This is a genomic window from Pseudomonas mendocina, from assembly GCA_037482215.1.
GTDB classification, from domain to species: domain Bacteria; phylum Pseudomonadota; class Gammaproteobacteria; order Pseudomonadales; family Pseudomonadaceae; genus Aquipseudomonas; species Aquipseudomonas mendocina_E.
Genome location: CP148074.1, coordinates 2,546,761 through 2,570,011, shown reverse-complemented (window position 1 = coordinate 2,570,011; position 23,251 = coordinate 2,546,761). Strand labels below are relative to the sequence as shown.

Annotated in this window: 25 protein-coding genes and 1 tRNA gene; 14 read left to right on the top strand and 12 right to left on the bottom strand. The window is 53.5% G+C overall.

The features are described from left to right. Positions 1-250: 250 nt before the first annotated feature. From WG219_11865 to WG219_11855, 3 genes are all read left to right on the top strand, one after another. Entirely contained in the window at positions 251-583 is a 333-nt protein-coding gene (locus WG219_11865) for a ribonuclease E inhibitor RraB (GenBank protein ID WXL24049.1), read from the top strand. 95 nt (positions 584-678) lie between these two features. Further along, a complete protein-coding gene (locus WG219_11860) occupies positions 679-1,398 on the top strand; it encodes a type 1 glutamine amidotransferase (GenBank protein WXL24048.1) in 720 nt (239 codons plus the stop codon). A 197-nt stretch (positions 1,399-1,595) separates the two neighbouring features. After that, entirely contained in the window at positions 1,596-2,195 is a 600-nt protein-coding gene (locus WG219_11855) for a cysteine hydrolase family protein (protein ID WXL24047.1), read from the top strand. Between the two features lie 83 nt (positions 2,196-2,278). Here WG219_11855 and WG219_11850 read toward each other — a convergent pair whose 3' ends face one another. Continuing rightward, a complete protein-coding gene (locus WG219_11850; GenBank protein WXL24046.1) occupies positions 2,279-3,094 on the bottom strand; it encodes a c-type cytochrome in 816 nt (271 codons plus the stop codon). Then, positions 3,091-3,450 carry a rhodanese-like domain-containing protein gene (locus tag WG219_11845; GenBank protein ID WXL24045.1) on the bottom strand — a complete coding sequence of 120 codons (360 nt, stop codon included), beginning with the start codon at positions 3,448-3,450 and terminating at the stop codon, positions 3,091-3,093. The genes WG219_11850 and WG219_11845 overlap by 4 nt, the downstream gene beginning before the upstream one ends. 691 nt (positions 3,451-4,141) lie before the next feature. On the opposite strand from WG219_11845, the gene WG219_11840 reads away from it, so the two are divergent. Both WG219_11840 and WG219_11835 read left to right on the top strand, forming a co-directional pair. Then, positions 4,142-5,347, top strand: a complete 1,206-nt coding sequence (locus tag WG219_11840) for an acetyl-CoA C-acetyltransferase (GenBank protein ID WXL24044.1) — start codon at positions 4,142-4,144, stop codon at positions 5,345-5,347. Positions 5,348-5,399: 52 nt separating this feature from the next. Continuing rightward, entirely contained in the window at positions 5,400-7,544 is a 2,145-nt protein-coding gene (locus WG219_11835) for a 3-hydroxyacyl-CoA dehydrogenase NAD-binding domain-containing protein (protein ID WXL24043.1), read from the top strand. Positions 7,545-7,618: 74 nt separating this feature from the next. On the opposite strand, the gene WG219_11830 is transcribed toward WG219_11835, so the two are convergent. From WG219_11830 to WG219_11820, 3 genes are all read right to left on the bottom strand, one after another. Continuing rightward, positions 7,619-8,509, bottom strand: a complete 891-nt coding sequence (locus tag WG219_11830; protein ID WXL24042.1) for a pirin family protein — start codon at positions 8,507-8,509, stop codon at positions 7,619-7,621. A 454-nt stretch (positions 8,510-8,963) separates the two neighbouring features. Then, positions 8,964-9,125, bottom strand: coding sequence for a hypothetical protein (locus tag WG219_11825; protein WXL24041.1), 162 nt, complete (start codon positions 9,123-9,125; stop codon positions 8,964-8,966). A gap of 291 nt (positions 9,126-9,416) precedes the next feature. Beyond that, entirely contained in the window at positions 9,417-9,581 is a 165-nt protein-coding gene (locus WG219_11820; protein WXL24040.1) for a hypothetical protein, read from the bottom strand. Positions 9,582-9,802: 221 nt separating this feature from the next. On the opposite strand from WG219_11820, the gene WG219_11815 reads away from it, so the two are divergent. Next, the gene (locus WG219_11815) at positions 9,803-10,537 is read left to right on the top strand and encodes an amidotransferase (protein ID WXL24039.1); all 735 of its coding nucleotides are present in this window, start codon (positions 9,803-9,805) and stop codon (positions 10,535-10,537) included. 44 nt (positions 10,538-10,581) lie between these two features. Here WG219_11815 and WG219_11810 read toward each other — a convergent pair whose 3' ends face one another. From WG219_11810 to WG219_11795, 4 genes are all read right to left on the bottom strand, one after another. Continuing rightward, entirely contained in the window at positions 10,582-11,553 is a 972-nt protein-coding gene (locus tag WG219_11810) for a magnesium and cobalt transport protein CorA (GenBank protein ID WXL24038.1), read from the bottom strand. Between the two features lie 95 nt (positions 11,554-11,648). Further along, the gene (locus WG219_11805) at positions 11,649-12,374 is read right to left on the bottom strand and encodes a 1-acylglycerol-3-phosphate O-acyltransferase (protein WXL24037.1); all 726 of its coding nucleotides are present in this window, start codon (positions 12,372-12,374) and stop codon (positions 11,649-11,651) included. A 136-nt stretch (positions 12,375-12,510) separates the two neighbouring features. Then, the gene (locus WG219_11800) at positions 12,511-14,394 is read right to left on the bottom strand and encodes a methyl-accepting chemotaxis protein (GenBank protein ID WXL24036.1); all 1,884 of its coding nucleotides are present in this window, start codon (positions 14,392-14,394) and stop codon (positions 12,511-12,513) included. 152 nt (positions 14,395-14,546) lie between these two features. After that, positions 14,547-15,236 (bottom strand): crotonase/enoyl-CoA hydratase family protein, encoded by a 690-nt coding sequence (locus tag WG219_11795; GenBank protein ID WXL24035.1) that lies wholly within the window; start codon positions 15,234-15,236, stop codon positions 14,547-14,549. A gap of 182 nt (positions 15,237-15,418) precedes the next feature. Here WG219_11795 and WG219_11790 point away from each other — a divergent pair, with 182 nt between their 5' ends. The 4 genes from WG219_11790 (at position 15,419) to WG219_11775 (ending at position 17,286) form a co-directional block, all read left to right on the top strand. Then, on the top strand, positions 15,419-15,616 hold the full coding sequence (locus tag WG219_11790; GenBank protein WXL24034.1) for a hypothetical protein: 198 nt from the start codon (positions 15,419-15,421) through the stop codon (positions 15,614-15,616). A 119-nt stretch (positions 15,617-15,735) separates the two neighbouring features. Then, a tRNA-Ser gene (locus tag WG219_11785) sits at positions 15,736-15,825 on the top strand. Positions 15,826-16,072: 247 nt separating this feature from the next. Beyond that, positions 16,073-16,741, top strand: a complete 669-nt coding sequence (locus WG219_11780; GenBank protein ID WXL24033.1) for a hypothetical protein — start codon at positions 16,073-16,075, stop codon at positions 16,739-16,741. A gap of 326 nt (positions 16,742-17,067) precedes the next feature. Then, a complete protein-coding gene (locus WG219_11775) occupies positions 17,068-17,286 on the top strand; it encodes a DUF2970 domain-containing protein (protein ID WXL24032.1) in 219 nt (72 codons plus the stop codon). A 9-nt stretch (positions 17,287-17,295) separates the two neighbouring features. Here the strand turns inward: WG219_11775 and WG219_11770 are convergent, their stop codons facing one another. Continuing rightward, positions 17,296-18,396 carry an ABC transporter substrate-binding protein gene (locus WG219_11770; protein WXL24031.1) on the bottom strand — a complete coding sequence of 367 codons (1,101 nt, stop codon included), beginning with the start codon at positions 18,394-18,396 and terminating at the stop codon, positions 17,296-17,298. Positions 18,397-18,533: 137 nt separating this feature from the next. Here WG219_11770 and pnuC point away from each other — a divergent pair, with 137 nt between their 5' ends. Further along, positions 18,534-19,100: a nicotinamide riboside transporter PnuC gene (gene pnuC, locus WG219_11765; GenBank protein WXL24030.1), complete on the top strand. Its 567-nt coding sequence runs from the start codon at positions 18,534-18,536 to the stop codon at positions 19,098-19,100. Continuing rightward, the gene (locus tag WG219_11760; GenBank protein WXL24029.1) at positions 19,097-19,627 is read left to right on the top strand and encodes an AAA family ATPase; all 531 of its coding nucleotides are present in this window, start codon (positions 19,097-19,099) and stop codon (positions 19,625-19,627) included. The genes pnuC and WG219_11760 overlap by 4 nt, the downstream gene beginning before the upstream one ends. Positions 19,628-19,716: 89 nt before the next feature. On the opposite strand, the gene WG219_11755 is transcribed toward WG219_11760, so the two are convergent. After that, positions 19,717-20,055 (bottom strand): DUF3509 domain-containing protein, encoded by a 339-nt coding sequence (locus WG219_11755; protein ID WXL24028.1) that lies wholly within the window; start codon positions 20,053-20,055, stop codon positions 19,717-19,719. Between the two features lie 18 nt (positions 20,056-20,073). Next, complete coding sequence (locus tag WG219_11750; GenBank protein WXL24027.1) at positions 20,074-20,295, bottom strand: hypothetical protein; 222 nt, start codon at positions 20,293-20,295, stop codon at positions 20,074-20,076. A gap of 435 nt (positions 20,296-20,730) precedes the next feature. Here WG219_11750 and dnaX point away from each other — a divergent pair, with 435 nt between their 5' ends. Together dnaX and WG219_11740 are read left to right on the top strand one after the other, a co-directional pair. Further along, positions 20,731-22,872, top strand: coding sequence for a DNA polymerase III subunit gamma/tau (gene dnaX, locus WG219_11745; GenBank protein WXL24026.1), 2,142 nt, complete (start codon positions 20,731-20,733; stop codon positions 22,870-22,872). Positions 22,873-22,890: 18 nt separating this feature from the next. After that, positions 22,891-23,217: a YbaB/EbfC family nucleoid-associated protein gene (locus tag WG219_11740; protein ID WXL24025.1), complete on the top strand. Its 327-nt coding sequence runs from the start codon at positions 22,891-22,893 to the stop codon at positions 23,215-23,217. Positions 23,218-23,251: the final 34 nt, after the last annotated feature.

Sequence of the window (23,251 nt, the reverse complement as noted above, 5' to 3'; positions counted from 1 at the left end):
TTCCGTTTGTAAGAATTAAAGCGAATGTCCCGTAACGGAACTAGTCTATCTATATAGCTGCCTCAGTAATGGCGGCAGCTGTCGGCTATGGGGCAAGTCCATGTGGCTATTCCCGCCGCTTACTGTGCATTCTGCTGTTGGTTGTATCCGCAAGTCCTGGGGGCCGCTGTGCTTTCTCTTTATGGCCCCTTGTTTAAGGCTGAGTCCGCGTCAGAGGTAATTCATTGTCGTCGCAGAAGGAGATCAGATTATGGGCAGGGCATTGCATGAAGAAAACCGCGACAGCCTGTTCCGCCGCATGAGAGAAGGTGGCTTCGATTTCTCCCGTTTTTACCCGATTGAGTTCTACGCTGTATTTCCTGATGAACAGAAGGCCCGGGAGGCTACCCGCCGCTTTCGTGGGGAGTCTATGCACGCGCAAGTTTCAGAGCGTGAAGATGGTGTATGGAGTTTGCAGGTGTGCAAAGTCATGTCAGCCACCAGTAATGGGATTGGTGACTTTGAGCAGGATTTGGAGTCCGTGGTGATTCCCTTGGGTGGTGAACTGGACGGCTGGGGCGTGACACAGGAGGCTCGCCCATAGGATGTATAAGCGTGTCACCTGCAACGGGTGACACGCAGTTGTTTCGCCTCGACCCCGACAGATGCATGGGGCAGACTTACCAGAGGAGGCGATTTATGACCGATATTCTCATCTTTACCCATACCGAATACTGCCCACCAGCCCACTTGGGTGAGGTGCTGGACAATGGTGGCTACACCTATCAAGTGTTAAGAGCGGACCAGAATCAACTTGATGGCTTAGACCTAGATAAGCCAAAGGCGGTCGCCATCATGGGTGGGCCGATGAGTGTTAACGACCCTTTGCCATGGCTGCACACTGAGGTGGCTGCGATCCGCTATCTACTCAAGCGCGAGGTACCCATGGTTGGTCACTGCCTGGGCGGGCAATTGATAGCTAAAGCCCTGGGGGCTCCCATTACGTCAATGGGTTATACAGAAAGTGGCTGGCAGCCGATGAGTCGACTGGATCAGGCTCAGCCAAGCCCCTGGTTAGAGCACGTGCCTGACACCTTCACTATTTTCCAATGGCATGGGGACACCTTCGCAATTCCAGAAGGTGCTCAACCCTTGTTGAGCAGCCCTTGGTGCCCTAATCAGGGCTTTGCTTGGGGGGAGAAAGTGCTGGCTTTACAAGGTCACCCTGAAATGACTGAAGCACTTATCACGGAGTGGCTCACGGATTGGTACCACTTGCTAGATCCAACACAGCCGAGTCAACAAAGCAAAGCACAGATGCAAGCGCAATTGCAGCAGAAGGTTTCTGAGTTGAACAAGGTGGCTCAAGGCTTCTACAGGCGTTGGCTGGCATTAGCGGGGCTGAACCCCAGGCCATGACTTCATTGAGTGTCTTGATCTGGCGCTAATCTTTATAAGCGGTGGCGGTAAGCCTGATGACAGCTTTGATGCTTCAGCCCTTCAAGGCGTTGCGGGGAGGCCTAATGAATAGCAATACTAAGACTAACGTACTATGGAGGCGTCTGTTGTATTAGCGAATATGGCGTATTGTCTTCGATCAACCTGTGAGGCTACACATGAGTTCTGCAACAACCTTGCGTCTACTGACCGGTATGCCCGCTGTGCCGGCACCCTTATCCGATTCTGCGCTGATCATTGTTGACGCGCAGAATACCTATCGAACAGGTGTGTTGGCGCTTGATGGGGTTGAGGCTGCCCTAGATCAATGCAAAGCGCTGCTTGAACGTGCGCGTAAGGCAGGCGTTCCTGTTATTCATATCCAGCATGATGCTGGGCCTGGAACTCCCTATGACATTCGTGCTGAGATTGGTGCGATTGCCGATAAGGTGGCTCCGGCAGAAGGCGAGCCGGTAATCGTCAAGAACTACCCTAACTCCTTTGTGCAAACTGACTTGCATGAGCGCTTGCAGAAACTCGGCGTCAAAAACCTGATTGTGACGGGCTTCATGACCCATGTTTGCATCAACTCTACAGCTCGTGGTGCGTTCAGCCTGGGGTACTCGGTCACTGTGCCGGCCGATACCACAGCGACCCGCAACCTGCCTGCAATCGGTGGTGGGGTTGTCCAGGCTGCCAGTATGCAGGCCGCGGCATTGGCCATGTTGGGCGATATCTTTGCCATCGTAGTGCCTTCTCAGGCCGATATTCCTGACTAATAAGGCTTCGTATGGAGGGGGCACGGTTTAGCCGTGCTCACCCGTTGCGCAGCTTAGCCCTTCGTAATCACAGCAGCTGACGCTCAATTTGTAGCAGTGGAAACCTTTCTACCTGCCATGTGCTTGAGATAGCTGATCAGGTCGCTCAGGGCTTGCTCGCTCAGTACATTCTCTGCAAATCCTGGCATCTTGCCCTGCGACCATTGACGTAGGCTCTGCGGGTTACGGATGTACTGGCGCAGAAAATCACCGCTGAAATATTCCGTCGGGTTGTATGGCAGGTTTAAGTCAGGGCCAAACTGCGCGTCGCCTTCACCGTTTAGCTTGTGACAAGCCAGGCAGTTTTTCTGGAACTGTTCGAAGCCGGCCGACACGCTGCTGTCTGCGGCTTGATCGGGCAAAAGGTTGGGGAAACGCTCGCTTACTGCTGCCAGTTGTTTAATCGATGCGACCTGGAAGGGCCATTGCTCAGGCCCAATCTGGCTGGCTGCGGGATTTTCCCAGACCAAATAAAACGGCCCTGCACTGGGGGTGCGCTGGCTGATTCTTGGCCAAGGGTTGGCGGGGTCCTCAATTGCCAACCAGGCTTTGCTACCTGTCTTGCTCAACAGCGGTGCGGCTGGCAACTCAGCAGCGAACCCGTCAGTCGCACGTACCTGCAGATGATCCCCTGGGGCTAAACCATCCAGTAAGTCTGCGACTGGTATAGCGCGATAGTGCATGGTGCGCTTGTAGCTGACGTCGTCCACGATTTCGATAGTTTGCAGGTTCGGGTGCTTGAGTAATTCCTCAGTACCTAACTGTGTGCGGCGCTGGTCCAGTTCAATGGTCAGCTCGGCAGCGATCAGCGGGCTGACTGTGAGCAAGCAAAGCAATGCGAGTAGGGGGAGCTTTTTCAATCCTGCGTTTCCAGTGCGTCTTTAAGCTCTTCGTAGCCGCCGGCATTTATTACATGGGTGTAGCCGAGCTGATTGAAGCTTTCTAAAGCTATGCCGGAGCGTCGGCCGCTGCGGCAGTAGAGAACAATTGTGGTGTCTTTGTCGGGTGCCAGTGAGCTGATTTGTCCGGCAAGCGCTTCATGGTCGATGTTTTGTGCACCCTCGATGGCGCCTGAAGCAAATTCCTCAGCACTGCGCACATCAATCAGCAATGTATCGGGGGATTGCATAGCATCGAGTGCAGCACTGATCTCGGCTTGGCCGGCAAACAGGGAGGTACTGATTAGCAACGCGGAGGCACTTAAGAATGAGCGCATGGCAAGGACTCCGTAGCAGAAAAGCTACCCTAGCACGGTAAACCCATAGTGCGTACTAACCGGGACGTTTGCTTTGACGATTGGGCATCTCTGGCACTGCACGCGCCAGCATTCCTGCGTCCAGAGATGCCTTAGCCGCTGAGGGCAAAATGCGCTTAGTGTCAGCTAACGATGCGGGTCAGATTGGGGAGAATCAGAACTACCGTTGTAGCGAAAACGATCATCCCGGCTTGGCGAACTTTCAGAAAATTATTCATGGCATTTGCCTATTGTTTTTTACGGTTGCTGGCACGCGCTGTGTAATTCAGCACTGTGCTGCACCTCTGTTGGCCACATAAACCGTCCCGGCAACACCCGGCGGCGGTACTGTTTAAGATGCCCTGAATGGGGATCAGGTCACCTACTAAAACTCTAGGTTTTTGTGAGTTTGTAAATAGACTCATTTTTTCCTAGGTTAAAGTGTTTTTATCAGTTTTAGTTATTAAAGAGTTGACCCAATTGCGCACCACCCTATACGCCAGACGTGTTCATGAGGGCTGGGACGACCGATGACCGTTGGTCTGAGCGCAGGGGTCAATTCACCTGAGCACTTCGGTCATTGAGTCAGGAAACGGGCGGGGTATGGTAAGTCCACCTAACAAGAACTGGTGTGGTGAATGCTGCGCCTGAACACTGTGAGTCTGAGGACGCCATGACCGAAGCATTTATTTTCGATGCGGTGCGTACGCCCCGCGGCAAGGGCAAAAAGGACGGATCGCTGCACAGCGTAAAACCAGTGGATCTGGTCGCTGGGTTGCTTAAGGCACTGCAATCACGCAACAACCTCGATACCAGCCAAGTCGATGACGTAGTGCTCGGTTGTGTGACGCCTATTGGTGATCAGGGTGCAGACATCGCTAAAACAGCAGCGATGGTGGCGGATTGGGATGTCAGTGTGTCCGGCGTGCAGCTCAACCGTTTCTGTGCTTCCGGGCTTGAGGCGGTGAATATCGGTGCGATGAAAGTGCGTTCCGGTTTTGAAGATCTTGTGGTCGTCGGCGGTGTAGAGTCCATGTCCCGTGTGCCCATGGGCTCAGATGGCGGTGCCTGGGTGATGGACCCAGCTACCAACATGCACACTCATTTCACTCCGCAAGGGATTGGTGCCGACCTAATCGCCACGCTTGAGGGCTTTAGTCGCGAAGATGTCGACAACTTCGCTTTGCGTTCACAGCAGAAGGCAGCGCGGGCTAGCAACGGTGGCGGCTTTAAAAAATCTTTGGTTCCGGTTACCGATCAAAACGGGATTGTGCTGCTGGATCACGACGAATTTATCCGTGGCGACTCTACTCTCGAAGGTCTTGGCAAACTCAAGCCCAGCTTCGAGATGATGGGGCAGATGGGATTCGACAGCACCGCATTGCAGGTTTACAGCCATGTGGAGCGGATCAATCACGTGCACACGCCGGGCAACAGCTCGGGCATCGTTGATGGTGCAGCATTGATGCTCATCGGCTCTGAATCCAAAGGTAAAGAGCTAGGACTCAAGCCCCGCGCTCGTATTATCGCCACGGCTGTGACCAGCACTGATCCGACCATCATGCTTACGGGGCCTGCACCGGCTACTCGTAAGGCACTGGCCAAAGCCGGTTTGAGTGTTGAAGACATTGACCTGTTCGAAGTCAACGAAGCCTTCGCCTCGGTGGTGATGAAATTCATGAAAGACATGGGCGTCAGCGAAGACAAGGTCAACGTCAATGGCGGTTCCATTGCCATGGGCCACCCGCTGGGCGCAACAGGTTGCGCCATTCTCGGCACGCTGCTGGATGAGCTGGAGGAGCGCCAACTGCGCTACGGCTTGGCCACCCTTTGTGTAGGCGGCGGCATGGGTATCGCCACCATCATCGAACGTATCTGAGCGCAACGGGCTAGCCCGGTGCTTGAGCACATTTGGCAAGAGAACTCGAACAATGATTGACGCCATTCGTTATGAAAAAGGTCAGGACAATATCGTCGTCCTGACCATGGATATGCCCGGCCAGAGCGCCAACACCATGAACGCCGTCTATCGCGAGGCGATGGGGGCGGTGGTGGACCGTTTGGAGGCCGAAAAAGACAACATCGCCGGGGTGATCCTGACCTCTGCGAAAAAGACCTTCTTTGCCGGTGGCGATTTGGGTGAGCTGATCAAAGTCACCAAGGCCGATGCCAAAGACTTCTACGCGATGATCCTGCGCATTAAAGGCCAACTGCGTCGTCTGGAAACGTTGGGTAAGCCTGTAGTCGCAGCGATCAACGGCGCGGCCTTGGGTGGTGGTTGGGAGATTGCCCTGGCCTGCCATCATCGTATCGCCCTGGACAATTCCAGCGTGCAGCTGGGTCTGCCAGAGGTAACCCTGGGCCTGCTCCCGGGCGGCAGTGGGGTCGTGCGCATGGTGCGCTTACTGGGGCTGGAAAAGTCGCTGCCGTATTTGGCAGAAGGGAAAAAGGTACGTCCGGATGCAGCGCTCAAAGCGGGCCTGATCCACGAGTTGGCCACTGACGTCGATGACATGCTGGCCAAGGCTCGTGCCTGGATCGCTGCCAACCCAGCTGCGGTGCAGCCGTGGGATGTCAAAGGCTACAAAATACCCGGCGGCACGCCGTCTACCCCAAGTGTGGCGCAGATGCTGGCCATCGCGCCGAGCGTGCTGCGGGACAAAACCAAAGGCTGTTTCCCAGCGCCGGAGAAGATCATGTGCGCCGCTGTGGAAGGTGCTCAGGTTGATTTCGATACCGCACAGATCATCGAAGCCCGTTACTTCACCGAGCTGACCACTGGCCAGGTGGCCAAGAACATGATTGGCACCTTCTGGTTCCAGCTCAATGAAATCAACGCCGGTGGCTCCCGTCCGCAAGGTTTTGCGCCGTATGTAACCAAGAAGGTCGGCGTACTTGGCGCAGGCATGATGGGCGCAGGTATCGCCTATGTGTCTGCAGCTGCCGGGATCGACGTGGTGCTCAAAGACGTTTCGGTAGAAGCGGCAGATAAGGGCAAGAGCTATTCCGCCAAGCTGTTGGACAAGAAAGTCAGCCGTGGCCATATGACCGCTGAGAAGCGCGATGCGGTGCTGGAGCGGATCAAAACCACCGATAAAGAAGCTGACTTCGACGGCTGCGATCTGATCATCGAAGCGGTATTTGAAGACCGCGAGCTGAAAGCCAAGGTCACCGCAGCGGCTGAGTCTGCTGCACTGAGTGATGCGGTCATCGCCTCCAACACCTCAACGCTTCCGATCACGGGCTTGGCCAATGCAGTGCGGAAACAGGACAAATTCATTGGTCTGCATTTCTTCAGTCCGGTCGACAAAATGCCGCTGGTGGAAATCATCAAAGGTGCTAACACCAGCGACGAAACCCTTGCCCGTGGCTTCGACTACGTTATGCAGATCAAAAAGACGCCGATTGTGGTCAACGACAGTCGTGGCTTCTTCACTTCCCGTGTGTTTGGCACCTTCACCAATGAAGGCCTTGCCATGCTTGGCGAGGGTGTGTCTGCTGCAATGATCGAAAACGAAGCGCGCAAAGCGGGTATGCCCGTCGGTCCGCTGGCAATCAGTGATGAAGTGTCCATGAGTCTGATGGATCACATCCGCAAACAAACCATCAAAGACCTCGCGGCCGAAGGTAAGCAGATCCCGGATCATCCGGCTTATGCGGTGATCGATTTGATGCTCAACGAATACAAACGTCCCGGTAAGGCTGCAGGCGCTGGCTTCTACGAGTATCCGGCTGGCGGTAAGAAGTTCCTGTGGCCTGAACTGAAAGTTCGTTTTGAGAAAGCCGATGCTCAGATTTCACAGGAAGACGTTCGCGATCGCATCCTGTTTATACAGGCCATTGAGACCGTACGTTGCGTGGAAGAGGGCGTGCTTAAGTCGGTTGCCGACGCCAATATCGGCTCCATCTTCGGCATAGGTTTTGCCGCTTGGACGGGCGGTGCGCTGCAATTTATCAACCAGTACGGCATTCAGGATTTCGTTGCCCGTGCTCAATATCTGGCCGAACAGTACGGTGAGCGCTTCCTGCCACCGGCTTTGTTGCTAGAGAAGGCGGCCAAGGGGCAGAACTTCTGAAGTACTCGCGCTGACCTGCTACTGACCAAACCGGCCCATTATGGGCCGGTTTTTTATTGCGCTTAAGGCGTTACTTAGCGCCAAACAGGGATGGTGCCGGAGGCTGTGCGGCGATCGCCGGCTTCGCGAAGGGTGCGGGCTAGCTCTGTAATACGCCGTTCGCCCATCTCAAGTGCTTCGGCTGACGTGTGAACAGAGTAGCTTCCCAAATGCAGTGAGTGTGGATGAGGTACCGCTGAGCCCAGCACGAACACCGCGTCTTCTTCACCTGGGTTTTCTAGGTCAATGGCCGCGCTGCCGGGGGCAAATACCGCCATCTCGCCTGTTTTCAGCGAGACGCCTGTCGAAAGCTGGCCCTTAGCCAAAGCCAGCCAGGCAACGCTATGACCGGCTGGTGGTTGATAGGTCCAGCGCTCTTTGGCCTTAAGCGTGACCAGCAGATAGTTAATCCCTTTTGGCGCGTTTACCGGGCTTTGGATGCCTTGGTACTCACCGATAATGACGTGGGCTGGTCCACTCTGTGGAATAGATTTCGCCTCGAAGTACTGACTTTCTGGCTGGCTATTTTCCAGTTCAGGGGGCAGCGCCAGCCATAGCTGGAAGCCCGTTAGGCGGGGCACATTTTCAATGATCATTTCCTTGCCGTGCCAAACCCCGGCAGCAGCCTTCATCCATTCAACACCGCCATAGCTGATGGTGCCTGCACCTGACTCGGGTACATCAAAGCGCATGCTGCCTTCCGGCAGTACAGTAACGGTGGCAAGTCCAGAGTGTGGGTGCAGCGGCATTGAGCCGAGGGCTTGGACGTTAACGCCACCGACTTTAAAAAGATCGAGAAAAACAAAGGGCTTGAGAATCTGTCCTAAATCAGACGGACTCATCAGGCGGGTGATCGGCCCGTGGGTATGTCCTTCCGTTACGTGGATGACGGGCCTTTCAGATAAGGCACGGTTGTTGGTGTTCATTTAAACGCATCCTGGCGGTTGAATAGGGGGCGGTGACTTGCTGCGCGGAGCTAATGCCGTCATGCAAAGAGTACGTCCTGCCGGGTGTTAGCTAAGCGCAGTGAGATGACTGGCAAACGGCCCTGGGCCGCAGCTTTCTGCACCTGATGGATTAGTCCCAACAGCGCGATTGGACACTTGCCAAGGCTCGTGCACTGGAAACTGTCCAATCCCAATCGCTTTCTACGCTGTGCAGGTGTGCTGTAACGGGCAGCTCTTTATAAACTGCTCGATAGTTCTGTATTCACCAGTATCGGTCGGAAGCGACAGTGTGGTGACGCTGCCATCGTTGAAGTGGACGGATGCTTCCGTTTCAAGATGCAGGCCTCCCTGGTCAATGGTCACGTGACTAACACGGTAAACGTTTGGCTGCCTCAACAATGACTTAACGCTCACGACTATTCTCCTCAGCGATTTACTTATCGCTCGGTTGCGGGTTTTTCACCGGCACGTTGTGAATGTTGAGAAACTGCTGTGCCGACTGAGCGGCTTTCTGTTGCTCGTTAGCGCTGTCGTGATGGTGATGGGAATAGCTGGAAGCAGTGGCAAGGCTGGCGATAAAGGAAAAATTAATCATGATCCAAGTCCTTTGGTAAGCAGGGCGATACGCCCGATTCGTTAATACTCTGCCTGTGCGGGGTCTTGCAGAAGTGAAAGGGGGTTATGGTGACTATTAGCTCCGCTGATAGTGGTTGCGAGTGCTTATAACAGTCGTTTTCCGGTGTCTGATTAGCGAGTGCATTGCTGCTTGAGTCAATGAAAGGTGGGCTACTGACAGCGTGTCGGCAGTCCGCCTTTCACTGAGTGCAGATCGGATGCAAGGGCAATGGATGACGCGATTTATCTTGGGCTGCTGTGCCAGGTGACCTCAGGCGGTTTTGTTACCGTCTTTCTGCTGTGACTGTGCGCCAGATTTGAGATCGGCGACCTGCTGTGGCTGAGCATTTGTTGGTTGAGTTGAGGGCTGATAGTTGATATTTCCAGAGAAAACCGATGCTGCAATCAAACTGGCGATAGCTGAATAGTTGACCATTTCTGATGTCCTCTTCGACCCGTGGGCGACGTGCCCAGTGAGGTTGATACTCCGCCTCATAACGCCTCTAAAAAAGTGAATGGCGCTTATGGTGTGTATCAATGTCGGTAATGGTGACAAATGGTCAAATTCAGTGCCTGAAGGCTATTGCCTTACCGCCCGCATGAGGGCACCCTTGCGCGCTTAAAAATTGCCCCCATTGCTCGCCAGGTGAAGGTGCCATGCCGCTGCAGATTTGCATTCTTGAAACTGATGTCCTGCGTCCGGAACTGATAGACCAGTTCGACAGTTATGGCCGGATGTTTGAGCGCTTGTTTGCCCAGCAACCGATTCCCGCGCAGTTCAAGGTGTATAACGTGTTGGAGGGGAATTACCCGCCTGACACAGAGCGCTACGATGCGTATCTGGTCACGGGGAGTAAAGCGGACTCATTCGGGCCTGATGAGTGGATCCAAACGCTCAAAACCTATCTGCAGGATCGCTTTAAACGGGGCGATAAACTCCTGGGTGTGTGTTTCGGTCACCAACTGCTGGCATTAGCGCTAGGCGGCCATACTGAGCGTGCTGTTAAGGGCTGGGGGGTTGGCATCCACCGTTACGACTTGCCCAATAAGGCGCAGTGGATGAGCCCGGATCTCGAAGACCTGACATTGCTGATCAGTCACCAGGATCAGGTCACTCGCTTGCCTGATAATGCGACGCTGCTGGCTAGCAGTGAGTTCTGTCCGATTGCTTCGTACTGCATTGGTGATCAGGTGCTGTGCTTCCAAGGCCACCCTGAGTTCGTGCACGACTATTCCAAGGCGTTACTCAATGCACGTCAGGAGCACATTGGCGAGGCCGTCTATACAAAAGCAATGGATAGTCTCAGTCAGGAACATCAAGGCCAGACTGTTGCCGAGTGGATGATGCGGTTTGTCGCACAGGGCCGCTCTGGCCTTGAGCAAGCAAGCTAAGACATAAACTGCACAGGGGCCGCTTTAGAGCGGCCTTTTTGTATCTACAGCCAGCCGTAATGTCTGAAGCTGAAATACAAGGCTAGGCAGCCGCTGCCTATCAGACCGAGTACCCCAAAGTAACCATAATGCCAGCTTAGTTCGGGCATATTGTGGAAGTTCATCCCGTAAATACCCGCAACGGCAGTTGGGAAGGCCAGAATGGCAGCCCAGGCTGCGAATTTACGCTGGGTGATGCTCTGCCTGGATGACTCCAGAAGCAGACCAATTTCGATCGCATGGTCGGCCATTTCCCGAAGCCCTGTCAGGTCTTCCAGCAAGCGTTTGACATGGATGCTCACGTCACGGAAGTAGGGCCGCATGTTCTTGTCGATGAAGGGGAATTCTAGGCGTTGCAGCTCTTGGCAGATTTCAGCCAGTGGGCCTATGTAGCGGCGCAGACGAAGTAAGTTGCGGCGTAAGGTCTGGATGCGCTCGACATCGGACTGGCTTAGCGGATGCTTGAGCACATGCTGCTCAATTTCTTCCAGTTCGTTATGAAAGCTGTCCAGCAGCGGCCGGTAGTTCTCAATCACAAAACTGAGGAGGGCGTAGATGACAAAGTCTTCACCGTGCTCAAGCAGTAGTGGTCGGGCTTCACAGCGTTGGCGCACTTGGGAGTAAGGCGGCGAGTTGCCGTAACGGGCACTGATGACGTAACCCGTACCGGCAAACAACTGTGTCTCGATAAAGGTCAGCTCACCGTCCACTAGACACGGTGAATAGAGCACCATAAACAGGGCATCGCCAAAGGTTTCCAGCTTGGGGCGAGTGTGGCGTTGCAGGGCGTCCTCAAGGGCCAGTTCGTGCAGGTTGAATTGCTTTTGAAGGGTACAGAGTTCTTCCTGTTGTGGCTCGTAAAGACCTATCCAGACGAAGTGTCCGGTCTTATTCGCCCACTCGCGGCCTTCATCTAGATCAATATTGGCAACTTTGCGGCCTTTGCAATAAGCCGCAGCGGCGATGACTTGCCCCATGTGATTTCCCTTACCCGCGATAAATTGCCGAACAGCATAGTCGCTTGGACGCCTATGGGGAATGCAGACACGCCGGAGTAAGGCACTAAAGCGATTCAGCGCTTTTGGCTGACCTGTTGATCCAGTTCCGCAATGCATTGCTGCATTTGCGTGCGGCAGTTCTCCATGAGCTGTGGCAGGTCTTTCTTGTCCAAACCTGCTGTGGGAATAGGTGGCAGTGAGCGGATGTGCAGGGTGCCGCCATTCCAGCTATTAAACTTTACGTGTTTAGGGTAGGTACTGACACAAACGGGAATGATGGGCACTCCCGCAGCAACGGCCATCTGAAAGGCACCTTTCTTGAAAGTTTGGAGGCCCTTGCCGTGATTGCGCGTGCCTTCGGGGAACACCCAGATCGAGGTGTCTCTGTTCTTAAGTGCGTCAGTGGTCGCTACCAATGAATGGCGTGCGCGGATGGCGTTATCACGATCGATCAGGATATTGCCGGCGAGCCAGTAGATCTGGCCAAAGAACGGCACCCACTTTAGGCTTTTTTTACCGACGCTTACGGTACGAGGTGGAACGATGCGACTGAATACATACAGATCGAAATTGGACTGGTGGTTGGCAACGAATACACAAGCGCCATGCTGCTCAGTCAGTGAACGGATTTCAGCCTTGAGCTTCCAGCGCAAAATCCATAGGCCTGGAACACTGTAGAGCCTACCGCAAATACGGCTGTTGTCCGGATTAAAGGGGCGACATAGGCAAACTAGCAGGCCGATCAGACTGGCCAGAATAAAGTGCACGCCCATCGCCAACATGCGCAAAATAAACAGCATTCATGACACCTGCAATGGTGAAGAACGCAGGAGTTTACGGTTGCCTTGTGAATTCGGCAATTATCGCCATGGCGTGCCGGTCGGAGGGTTGGGTAACAGATTGGGGCTGCCCATAAATGTAGGGCAGCCCCATTTTTTACACGCTGAAACGGCCTAGTAACCGGTCTTGCTGGGTGACTTGGTCAACCATCAATGTGCATTGACGCACCTGCTCTTCGGAGCCAGTCGAAACCTCATAGCTGATGTCACGAATGTTGGTTGTGTTGCGGTTTATTTCTTCGGTGGTGGCGCTTTGTTCTTCTGCCGCGGTAGCAATTTGCAGGTTCATGTCGTTGATGCGTGTGATCGCATCTCTGATCCGTGCCAGCATGTCATTAGCTGCACTGGCTTCTTCTGCGGTTCTGCTGGCGGAGTCGCGGCTTTGTTGCATGCGAGATTCAGCCTGACGCACGCCTGCTTGCAGCTGGTCGATCATCTGGCGAATTTCTTGTGTCGACTGTTGGGTGCGTGAAGCCAGCGAGCGTACCTCATCGGCGACGACCGCGAACCCTCGGCCAGACTCGCCTGCGCGGGCAGCCTCGATGGCAGCATTGAGTGCGAGCAGGTTGGTCTGATCAGCAATGCTGGTAATAACCGACAAAATCGACTCAATATTCTGGCTGAGTTTGGACAGCTCATTGATTGAGTTGCTGGTCTGATCCATCTCCTCGGCCAGATTCATGATCGCCTCAGTGGATCGGGAAACGACGCGTACACCGTTCTCAGTTTCTTCATTGGCCATTACCGCCGCTTGCGCAGCGGACTGTGCGTTTCGGGCAACCTCTTCTGCAGTGGACGCCATCTCCTGCATTGCCGTGGCGAGTTGATCCAGCTCTTGCATCTGCTGTTGCAGCCGGGTGGCGCTCTGATGAGCGCTATTGGACGTCAGAGTGGTACTTTCCCGCACTTGCCTGGAGTTGCCCATTACATCTCGGATCAGGTGTTGCAGGGTTTCGATGAAACTGTTGAAGTCTTTGGCGACTAGGGATATTTCATCATTACCTTGTGCAGGCAGACGGCGCGTGAGGTCACCTTGGCCACTGTTCACCTCCACTAGGGAGTTGTGTAAATGGTTAAGTGGCTTCAGTAGGGTATTCATCAGAACAATCAGCACAATTAGGCTAATCACGACGCCTAAAACAGTTCCAACCACGGCACTCCAGCTTAGGGAGTTGGCTTCGGCCATGATGATCTCCTTATCCAGCACAACTCCGATGTACCAATCCATACCTTTCAGGTTGGGTAAAGGCGTGAAAGAAACTAATAAGTCCTTATCGGCGGCACTAATGTCAGTAATATTAGTTGTTAACTGTGGAGCCTGGCCATCGAACAACTCGCGGTAATTTTTGCCGTCGTAGGAATGGTCAGGATGGGCGATGATGTTGCCATTCTTGCTCATTAAAAAGGTGTAGCCAGCACCATTGAAGTCCAGGGTGTTGATCGCGTCAGAGATGTTCTTGAGGCTGATATCACCACCAATCGCCCCCAACAAATTACCGTTGTCTGTCAGCGGGGCTACAGCTGAGATGAGAGTCTCGCCTGTGGTGCTGTCGACGTAGGGTTCGGTTAATACCGCCTGTTTCGCGGCGATTCCAATGCTGTACCACGGACGCTTCCTGCCATCCCAATCAGCACTCGGATTCCAACTTTCCGTGTTTTTGATGGGTTTGCCATCACTGGTCAGGGTGCCAAACACCAGGAGGAATTCGTTGACCAGCGTCTGGGTGGTGATTACACGCTGCGTTTCTTCAGGGCTGTAATTGCGGTCAATGGTCTGCGAGGCAAGATCCATCAGCTTGAGCTTGGCGTTGAGCCAGTTCTCAATCTGTCGGGCTAGGGCGCCACTGGTTTCGTCAATGTTTTCACTGACCTGCGCGTACAGCGAACTGCGCACCTGGGTTACCTGGGAGACCGACAGCAATGTGGTCGTCAGCAGCAAGACTACGGCGGCTGCTAACCCCACCTTGTGGGAAATCTTCATGGCGCGCTCCATTGTTATTTTTTTAGGTAATCGGCTCGTTCTTCGCGTACTTGAATATTTGGATGGTTAATGCTGGCACTTACAGCATAGCCCGTAAAAAACAGGCTAAATAAATGCCCGGCAGGAGCCGGGCTTTATGACGTATCAGATTGTTACAGCGCGTGTTGTTTATCCAGTTCAACCGCTTGGGCAAGCTCATCAAGCAATGCACTGCGTACTTTCAGCTTGGTGTTCTTGTGCGCCTTCATGTTGATCTTTTTCATTTGCTCTGCAACCGCGAGGGCAGTTGCCTGTAGCTGCTCGGCCGGTACCACTTTGTCAAAGAAGCCGGCATCCAGCGCACCTTGTGGATCAAACATCTCGCCATTGATCACAGAACGCTGGAAATGCTGCTTATGCAGACGGTCACGAGCCAGTGCAATACCTGCGTGGTGCATGGTCATGCCGATCAATACCTCATTCAGACCAATGCTGAATGGCCCTTCAATGCCAATGCGGTAATCCGCTGACAACAACAGGAACGCACCTTTTGCTACGGCATGGCCGGGGCAGGCAACGATGATCGGGAAGGGGTGAGACAGCATGCGGCGGGACAGGGTTGAGCCGGAGGCGACCAGGTTAATGGCATTCTCCGGGCTGGAGGTCATCACCTTCAGGTCATAACCGCCGGAAAGAATGCCTGGCTGACCCGTGATAATAACAATTGCACGATCCTGCTCGGCGCGATCCAGCGCAGCATTTAATGCAGCCACGACATCCGGGGAAATTGCATTGACCTTGCCGTTGCTCAGGGTCAGCGTGGCAATGCCATTGTCTAATTGGTAACTGATCAGCTCACTCATGGGGCGATTTCCTTGTTAAAAGTTGTGCAGACGTTACTCATACCCTGTGCGACGGTAAAGCCTCATAGCTGACCGTTAAGTCATGCTGTGCGTGTGCAGGCTATAGCCTGTATCCACTTTGCCAATTGGCCGAGAGTCGCCGGAGTACCTACATTGCGGGTTTTTCGCAGGAGGAACCCGCAATGTCTGACAGTCCTAAGCAGAAGACACGCTGGAGAGGCTGCCTGGCTCTGCTATTACTGATCGCCCTGATGTGGGCATCGGCAGGTGATTCGGCGCAGGAAAGAACAGGCCTTGTGGCCATTTTTGCACTGAGCCTGTTTATTTCGCTTGGCTTCATTCTGTTTGGCCGTGAACGAATAGATCCAGGCAGCAAGTGACCCTATCGCGACAGCAGATTCTTCATAAGCGCATGAAATTTTTGAAAAAAACCTTTGCGTTCTAATAAATGTTCGATTACATTAGCGCACCTCGAAACGGCAAACGCCTAACGAGATCCGGTGAAGTGTCCGAGTGGTTGAAGGAGCACGCCTGGAAAGTGTGTATACGGGAAACCGTATCAAGAGTTCGAATCTCTTCTTCACCGCCACTTTCAAAAAAGCCCCGTAGCTGAAAAGTTACGGGGCTTTTTCATTTCTGTCATGCCTGCGGTTGCTAAATTGCTACAAAGCAGGGGGGGGTAGAAAGTCCAGTGCCACTGGCGTTGCGAGGACTCCTAGATTATGACTTACGACTGATTAGGCCTATATAGTGGTCGTAAGGTAAGGCCTTTGAGGCAGCGGATTGTCGCGCGTGAATTTGGGACGTGCCATGCACTAGTGGCGAAGGAGTCTGTGATGCTATTTGATGAGGAGGAGTTAAAGCGCAGGGCTGATTACATGGCTGAAAACGGTGGAATTCAACCGATGCATGGGGTGTTTTACAACTACTCCATACGCTATACAGCAGAGTGCGCCCTTAACGCATTTTTATTATACGAGGAGTTGCTTGAGTGTGACTCTGAGGCATGGGAGTTAGTAAGTTCTGTGCAGGAGGCTATCGGGCATGCAGGGGCTCTATCTAGATATTTTTGGCCTCCGGTTAAACCGAAGGACAACAGTCCTTTTGCACGTCATAAAACCGCACGAGGAGCTTCATTAAGAAAGCACTACGGGCTCACCGAGGACTCGCCACTTTGTATGGAAGGATTGCGGAAAGCAAGGAATGCTTGGGAGCACTTTGACGAGAGATTGGACGTGTATTTGCTCAAGCATTTGGCCGGAGAATTCATACCTGAGCCTCTTGTGGCTTCTCACGCGCTCGCAGATAGCCCAGTGAAAAAAGTCTTCAAACTGATAGATCCTGAGGCGCAGTGCTTAGTTCTTTTGGGAGAAAAGTTTTTCTTTGGCCCAATCCGTGACGAGGTTATCCGCATTCTGTCGCACTTTTCTGAGTACAAGAATCTATCCGATAGATTGATCGGGCATCGTGAGGTGGTGGGAAAAGGAGGGCTTGAGCCGGGTTAGTTCAAAATACTCGTACATACCCAGTTCATCTCCCGTCTGTATGGCTTGTAGATAGCCGTATCTGTGAACGAATCGGGTCTTCAAAAGCTCGAATCGCTTCTTCACCGCCACTTTCAAATAAGCCCCGTAGCTGAAAAGTTACGGGGCTTTTTGTTTTGCGGCCCGAAGCATTGGTGAAATTAAATTTCCAATCTGGCAATTGTGCGCCTGCTCGGCTCTGCCGATGTTTCTGAGGCAAGGCATGGACGGGCTGATTCAGGTGCTACTGCCATTCACGTGGCGATATCCGTATGCGCAGCTAAGCTTTAGAAAAGGAGGGTGAGGCGATGAGTGATAAAGATGAACGTCAGCCGCTAACGCTAAAAGAGCTGTTGCAGAGCGTGTTAAGTGCGGCGTTAGGGGTACAAAGCGGAAAAAACCGTGCGCGTGATTTTTCCCGGGGGACGCCAGGGCAGTTCATTATCCTGGGGGTGACATTTACCATCCTGTTTGTGCTGATGGTCTACTTGCTAGTTAGGCTTGTGCTGCACTTCGCAGGTGTGTGAGAACGCTGGTCAGTGCAGCATGTCTTCGATTGAGAACTGGTAGTCCTTGATTTGAGGCTTGTAAACCGCACTGAAGTTTTTGAAGTTAAGGCCATAACCGGGCATTTTCATGTGCCGCATCAGCTGGGCTGCTTGTTTCTCATCCACAAGGGTGAACAGGTCGTCTACTCGGTCTTTTCCGCCGCGCTCTGCGAAGTCTTTTCCGGCGTGGTAGTCATGGAGCATGACTACGGCCCAAGCCCCAAGTGAGAAGTGGCCACTAGTCAGCGCTGAAATTTGGTTATTGATGCGTGCTTTGAATACGTTATCCGAGTTGTTGAGGGCCGATAGGTATATATCCCGGCCGGGTGTTCTGCCGAGCTCTTGTGCTGCGTCCATTACGCCGAAAGCCATTTCGTCATTAGCAGACCAGGCCAGCTGTGCATCGGGGTGGCGCTTGAGCAGAACTTTGGCTTGTTCGTAGGCGCGTTGACGGCTCCACTCTCCAACGACTGTCTGTTGCAACTTTATTTCAGGGTGCTCCGCAAGTGCTTGCCGTAGTCCCTGTTCGCGTAGGGCGGAGGAAGGTGTAGAGCGAATGCCATTAAACGCGAGCATGCTGCCAGGTTGGCCGGACAGTTTCTCAATTAGGGCTTTGGCCATCAGGTATCCCGCGTGCTGGTCATTTGCGATCAGGCTGCCAATCCAGTTTTTATAGCGTTCACGTGTGCCACCGCTTAGGGTCTGTTGTTCGGGGGTCAGGGTGCTGTGAAGGCTGAAAAGTTTGACCGGCGTTTCAGCGAAAATACGTAAGATTTCGGGGCCTACATACATTTCATTCACAAAAATGATGTAGTCGGGCTGTAGGGGGCCGACTGTCAGGGTGTGGGCGTTTTTCAGAATGCGTTCCCGTTGGCGCTCGCCATACAGGATTCTAAGGTTGACCCCTAGGTCTTTGGCTGCTGCCTGCATAAATTCGGAGTAACTCACCCAAAATGGTTCATTAGCGAAGCCAGGGTTGAGAAATACTATGTCAGCAGGCTTGGCGGCTGCGTTAGTGGAGGCTTGAGCGAGCTGCGCAAACATCAGTGCGGCGGCTACGACTAAAAGCCTTAATGCTGAACTGAACACACGGATTCTCCTGATAGGGTTCGGGAGTATATCTGGAAAATCATGCCATTTTGATGGCCTTAAAGTATTTACTCTATAGCGGCAGACTGTCTGGGAAGCGCTCGCTACAATTCGCGCTCTCTTTAAGCGGGTGCGTTATGTCTTTGTTAGAGGTTGTTGCGTCGGCAATCGGTATTCTGGCTGTATGGCTTACGATTCGGCAGAACACGTGGTGTTGGCCTGTTGGGTTGGCCATGGTGCTGATGTACGCCTGGATTTTTTATGACACTCGCCTCTACTCCAATATGTTGTTGCAGATGGTGTATGCCTTGCTGCAAGGCTATGGGTGGTGGATGTGGCTACGGGGCGGAGACTCGGGGGGCGGGGTTCAGGTTGGACGCTTAAGTGTTAGCCGATTGGCCGCGGGTCTTGTGTCTGGCGCACTACTTTCATTGGTTTTGGGTTATGCAATGGCAACCTATACCGAGGCGAGTGCCCCCTGGCAGGACGCAAGTTTGAGCGCCTTTAGTTTGGTGGCTCAGGTGTGGATGGCGCAGAAGCGTATAGAGAGCTGGTTGCTCTGGATCCTATTAGATGCGTTGTTTGTTGGTCTCTTTCTACAGCAGGGCTTATATCTGACTGCAGCTTTGTATGTAGCCTTTACGCTGCTAGCTGTTCGCGGCTGGGCGGCCTGGCGGCGTGACTTGGCTACGGAGCCAGTATGAAGATAGTGGTTTTGACCGGGCCAGAGTCAAGTGGAAAGAGTTGGCTGTCGAAAGAGTTAAACGCGCAGTTGGGCGGGTTGGTGGTTGGAGAGTATGTGCGCTTTTTTATCGAAGAAAAGCAGCGTGATACATGCTACGAAGACATCACCCCCATCGCTTTAGGGCAATTGGAGTGGGAGGATCAGGCTAGATCGTCCGATACGGAGCTACTGGTCCTGGACACACACCTACTGAGTAATATTCTGTGGAGTCGTACGCTGTTTGGGGCCGTGCCTGAGTGGATCGAACGAGCATTACTCGAACGTCAATATGGACTGCATATCTTGCTCAGTCCGGAAGGTGTCGAGTGGGTTGATGATGGACAGCGCTGTCAGCCAGAGCTTGAGCGGCGGCTTGACTTCTACATGGCCTGCAAGCAATGGTTGAGTGACAATAATCAGCGTTTTGTTGAAGTGGCGGGCGATTGGGGGCAGCGAAGAGAGCGTGTGCTTGATGTTGTTCAGCGCTGGCTTGCAGAGCGCGGCTGATACGTGTTGTTGAGTCAGAGAAGGGGCACGACTCAGAGTCTGGGCCCGGCTTTTGCTGCTTGCCGGGCTCATCATGGTTAACGACTGTTTCACTCAGCCTGATAAGTCAGCAGGCTGTCCTGTTCCTTGAGCGCCTTTCTCAAGTCTGAAGGAATGCTGCCTGAGCGCATGGCCAGCTCCAAGCGGATATTTTCCAACGCTTGGGCAAAGGAGTCAGGATCGCCGCGCTGTGTCTTGGTCAGAACACGGCTGCAAGAGGTGGCATCGTTGTCGTCAAGTAAGGAAAGAACGATGCCGCCGTCTGGCCGGGGATCACTGAACGTTACACGCAATGGCGAAAACATTTTTTCTACAAATGGACGGTTGATGTTTTCCATAACAATCTTCTTCCAAGTGAGTGAAAAATATTCGATCACAACATAGAACATTAGTTCTCTATATTGTGTTTATCCGTTAATTGCTCTTTTGGCGCGGTCAATCACTTGTTGCAGATTGGCCTGGCTGTATTGGCCGGGATAAAGACGCTGTGTGTGTCGCGCGATGCCCGACTTGTTTACAACTGTAAAACTGAAGCTGCCATTGCGCGGTGCAAGAATATGGCAGTCAAGTGGAGCAAATGCATTGGTAAGGGTGCTAACTGCATCCTGGATCTGATGATGTGTATTCATTTTTATAGTGTTTCCTAAACGCTGCGCATCTATGCGCTAAGTAAAACTCCATGCGCACGACCCAAACGGTGGTCGTGAAGAATGGAACTGATTATGTGTGCGGATGGCTATTGGCCGGCACTGGGTCAGTACCCACGAGGTTGGCTAAGTCTGCTTTAGAAGAGATGGCCAAATCAGTCAGAAGTAGCATTGGGATCAGAGCTGTGCGGCATCTTGGCAGATGCGCTCTGAATCGAGCTATTAAAAGGGCCTTAGAGGCCATTTGACTTACAGCTTGGTACAAACAGACAACATCATACTGCTTTGGTTAAAAAATATCCAGTGCATTTTTTGAACACGCTGACGCGTCTTATGAAGACACCCTCATTCGGATGCAATTTACCCCATGCTCCGTTACGATTAGGGATCAATCGCTTTCTCTCACGATAGGTATCAATGAGTTATCAGGTTCTAGCACGTAAGTGGCGTCCGCGCTCATTCAACGAAATGGTTGGGCAAACCCATGTGCTCAAGGCGTTGATCAACGCTTTAGACAGCCAGCGCCTGCACCATGCCTATCTATTCACCGGCACGCGTGGGGTGGGGAAGACCACCATTGCGCGCATTATTGCCAAGTGCTTGAACTGCGAGACCGGTATCAGCTCTACGCCCTGCGGCGTTTGTTCGGTCTGCAAGGAAATTGATGAAGGGCGCTTTGTCGATCTAATTGAGGTCGATGCGGCGAGCCGAACCAAGGTCGAAGATACCCGTGAGCTGCTGGACAACGTCCAGTATTCGCCGAGCCGTGGGCGATTCAAGGTCTACCTGATCGACGAAGTGCACATGCTCTCAACCAGTTCCTTTAACGCTCTGTTGAAGACACTGGAGGAGCCGCCACCCCATGTGAAATTCCTGCTCGCGACTACAGATCCACAGAAGTTGCCAGTAACGGTGCTGTCCCGCTGCTTGCAGTTCTCTCTGAAGAACATGCCCCCTGAGCGTGTCGTTGACCACCTCTCCCATGTACTGACTGCTGAGCAGATTCCGTTTGAGCAGGATGCCTTGTGGCTGTTGGGGCGTGCGGCCGATGGGTCCATGCGGGATGCCATGAGCCTTACCGATCAGGCGATTGCCTTCGGCGAAGGTAAAGTGCTGGCAGCGGACGTCCGCGCTATGCTGGGTACGCTTGATCATGGCCAAGTCTATGGTGTGCTGCATGCATTGCTAGAAGGTGATGCACGTAAACTGATTGAGGCCGTGCGTCATTTGGCCGAGCAAGGGCCAGACTGGAATGGCGTGCTGGCTGAGATGCTCAATGTGCTGCACCGCGTTGCGGTTGCCCAGGCGCTACCTGAGGCCGTCGATAATGGCCAAGGTGACCGTGAGCGCGTGCTGGAGTTGGCTCAGGCGTTGCCTGCAGAGGACGTACAATTCTATTACCAGATGGGCTTGATCGGCCGTCGTGATCTGCCTCTGGCTCCCGAGCCGCGAAGCGGTTTTGAAATGGTGCTTCTGCGGATGCTGGCCTTCCGACCAGCTGATAATCAGGATGTTCCCCGGATAGCGCTAAAGCCTCTGGGAATCAGCCAGGCCACTGCTGATTCAACGAGTAACACAGTGGCCAGTGCCGGAACACCGGCGCTGGCGCATCCTGTTATGCCAATCGAAGCAGCGACTGAAGCCGCTGTTGAGCCTGAGCCCGTAGAGACAGTTACTCAAGCTATTGAGCAGACGGATGCGGCGTTTGTTGTCACAGAGCAGAAAGCACCTGAGGCCTTGCAATCGCAGCCAATAGACGCTCAGCCTGTTGCACCTGCACCTGCACCTGCACCTGTCGAGTCTGTGGCAGCTCAGGAAGTCAGCGGTATTGATCTGCCTTGGGAAGAGCAGAAGGCTCCTGAGTCGGAACCGGCAGCTGTGGTTGCTGAGGCTGAGACTCAGACAGCCATAGAAGTTGACGTGCACGTTGAGCCTGAAACCATCGATGCGGCGGCTCCGGGTGAACCAGTTGCAGAGCCAGCTGAGGAGGTATCGCTTGCACCCTCGATAGAGGCAGCAGTTGAAGATGATGACGAGCCACCGCTTGGTGACTACGATTATGTTGATGTAGACGCCGACTCGTTTGACTATGACTTCGCTGTCGCGGATGCCGAAGAAGTCGCCGAGCCTGAGGTATTGCCTGCTGTGGCGCCCGCCACGGGGCTGGCTGCCGAGTGGCTGGAGATGTTCCCAAGATTGGGCCTTTCCGGCCTTACAGGCAGTATCGGAGCCAACTGCACCCTGATATCGGTTGAAGGTGATAACTGGTTATTGCACCTGGACCCCGCACATTCAGCGCTATTCAATGCCACGCAGCAGCGTCGTTTGAATGATGCTCTGAATCAATTCCAGGGCAGAGAAGTGAAACTGCGCGTGGAGTTGCTTAAGCCGGAACAGGAAACGCCTGCTCAGGCTGCTGCACGCCACCGTGCCGAGCGTCAGCGTGATGCTGAGCGCTCTATCCAGCAGGACCCAATTGTCCAGCAGATGATTCAACAGTTCGGTGCGGTTATTCGTGCCGACAGTATTGAGCCGCTGAATAACAACCTCAACGCCTAATTACCGAGGATTTACACCATGATGAAAGGTGGAATGGCTGGCCTGATGAAGCAGGCTCAGCAAATGCAGGAAAAGATGCAGAAAATGCAGGAAGAGTTGGCTAATGCCGAAGTAACTGGGCAATCCGGTGCAGGCTTGGTCAGCGTGGTCATGACTGGCCGCCACGACGTTAAGCGCATCACGTTGGACGACAGCCTCATGCAGGAAGACAAAGAGGTTCTGGAAGACCTGATTGCCGCTGCGGTTAATGATGCCGTGCGCAAGGTTGAGCAGAACAGCCAGGACAAAATGTCCGGTATGACCGCTGGGATGCAACTGCCACCCGGTTTCAAACTGCCTTTCTAAAGCTGTTTGTTGCGAGATGTGGACGCACCGCATC

Coding starts and splice junctions, on each gene's coding strand:
- WG219_11865 (WXL24049.1), top strand. CDS start 251: ATGGGCAGGGCATTGCATGAAGAAAACCGCGACAGCCTGTTCCGCCGC.
- WG219_11860 (WXL24048.1), top strand. CDS start 679: ATGACCGATATTCTCATCTTTACCCATACCGAATACTGCCCACCAGCC.
- WG219_11855 (WXL24047.1), top strand. CDS start 1,596: ATGAGTTCTGCAACAACCTTGCGTCTACTGACCGGTATGCCCGCTGTG.
- WG219_11845 (WXL24045.1), bottom strand. CDS start 3,450: ATGCGCTCATTCTTAAGTGCCTCCGCGTTGCTAATCAGTACCTCCCTG.
- WG219_11840 (WXL24044.1), top strand. CDS start 4,142: ATGACCGAAGCATTTATTTTCGATGCGGTGCGTACGCCCCGCGGCAAG.
- WG219_11835 (WXL24043.1), top strand. CDS start 5,400: ATGATTGACGCCATTCGTTATGAAAAAGGTCAGGACAATATCGTCGTC.
- WG219_11830 (WXL24042.1), bottom strand. CDS start 8,509: ATGAACACCAACAACCGTGCCTTATCTGAAAGGCCCGTCATCCACGTA.
- WG219_11825 (WXL24041.1), bottom strand. CDS start 9,125: ATGATTAATTTTTCCTTTATCGCCAGCCTTGCCACTGCTTCCAGCTAT.
- WG219_11820 (WXL24040.1), bottom strand. CDS start 9,581: ATGGTCAACTATTCAGCTATCGCCAGTTTGATTGCAGCATCGGTTTTC.
- WG219_11815 (WXL24039.1), top strand. CDS start 9,803: ATGCCGCTGCAGATTTGCATTCTTGAAACTGATGTCCTGCGTCCGGAA.
- WG219_11810 (WXL24038.1), bottom strand. CDS start 11,553: ATGGGGCAAGTCATCGCCGCTGCGGCTTATTGCAAAGGCCGCAAAGTT.
- WG219_11805 (WXL24037.1), bottom strand. CDS start 12,374: ATGCTGTTTATTTTGCGCATGTTGGCGATGGGCGTGCACTTTATTCTG.
- WG219_11800 (WXL24036.1), bottom strand. CDS start 14,394: ATGAAGATTTCCCACAAGGTGGGGTTAGCAGCCGCCGTAGTCTTGCTG.
- WG219_11795 (WXL24035.1), bottom strand. CDS start 15,236: ATGAGTGAGCTGATCAGTTACCAATTAGACAATGGCATTGCCACGCTG.
- WG219_11790 (WXL24034.1), top strand. CDS start 15,419: ATGTCTGACAGTCCTAAGCAGAAGACACGCTGGAGAGGCTGCCTGGCT.
- WG219_11780 (WXL24033.1), top strand. CDS start 16,073: ATGCTATTTGATGAGGAGGAGTTAAAGCGCAGGGCTGATTACATGGCT.
- WG219_11775 (WXL24032.1), top strand. CDS start 17,068: ATGAGTGATAAAGATGAACGTCAGCCGCTAACGCTAAAAGAGCTGTTG.
- pnuC (WXL24030.1), top strand. CDS start 18,534: ATGTCTTTGTTAGAGGTTGTTGCGTCGGCAATCGGTATTCTGGCTGTA.
- WG219_11760 (WXL24029.1), top strand. CDS start 19,097: ATGAAGATAGTGGTTTTGACCGGGCCAGAGTCAAGTGGAAAGAGTTGG.
- WG219_11755 (WXL24028.1), bottom strand. CDS start 20,055: ATGTTCTATGTTGTGATCGAATATTTTTCACTCACTTGGAAGAAGATT.
- WG219_11750 (WXL24027.1), bottom strand. CDS start 20,295: ATGAATACACATCATCAGATCCAGGATGCAGTTAGCACCCTTACCAAT.
- dnaX (WXL24026.1), top strand. CDS start 20,731: ATGAGTTATCAGGTTCTAGCACGTAAGTGGCGTCCGCGCTCATTCAAC.
- WG219_11740 (WXL24025.1), top strand. CDS start 22,891: ATGATGAAAGGTGGAATGGCTGGCCTGATGAAGCAGGCTCAGCAAATG.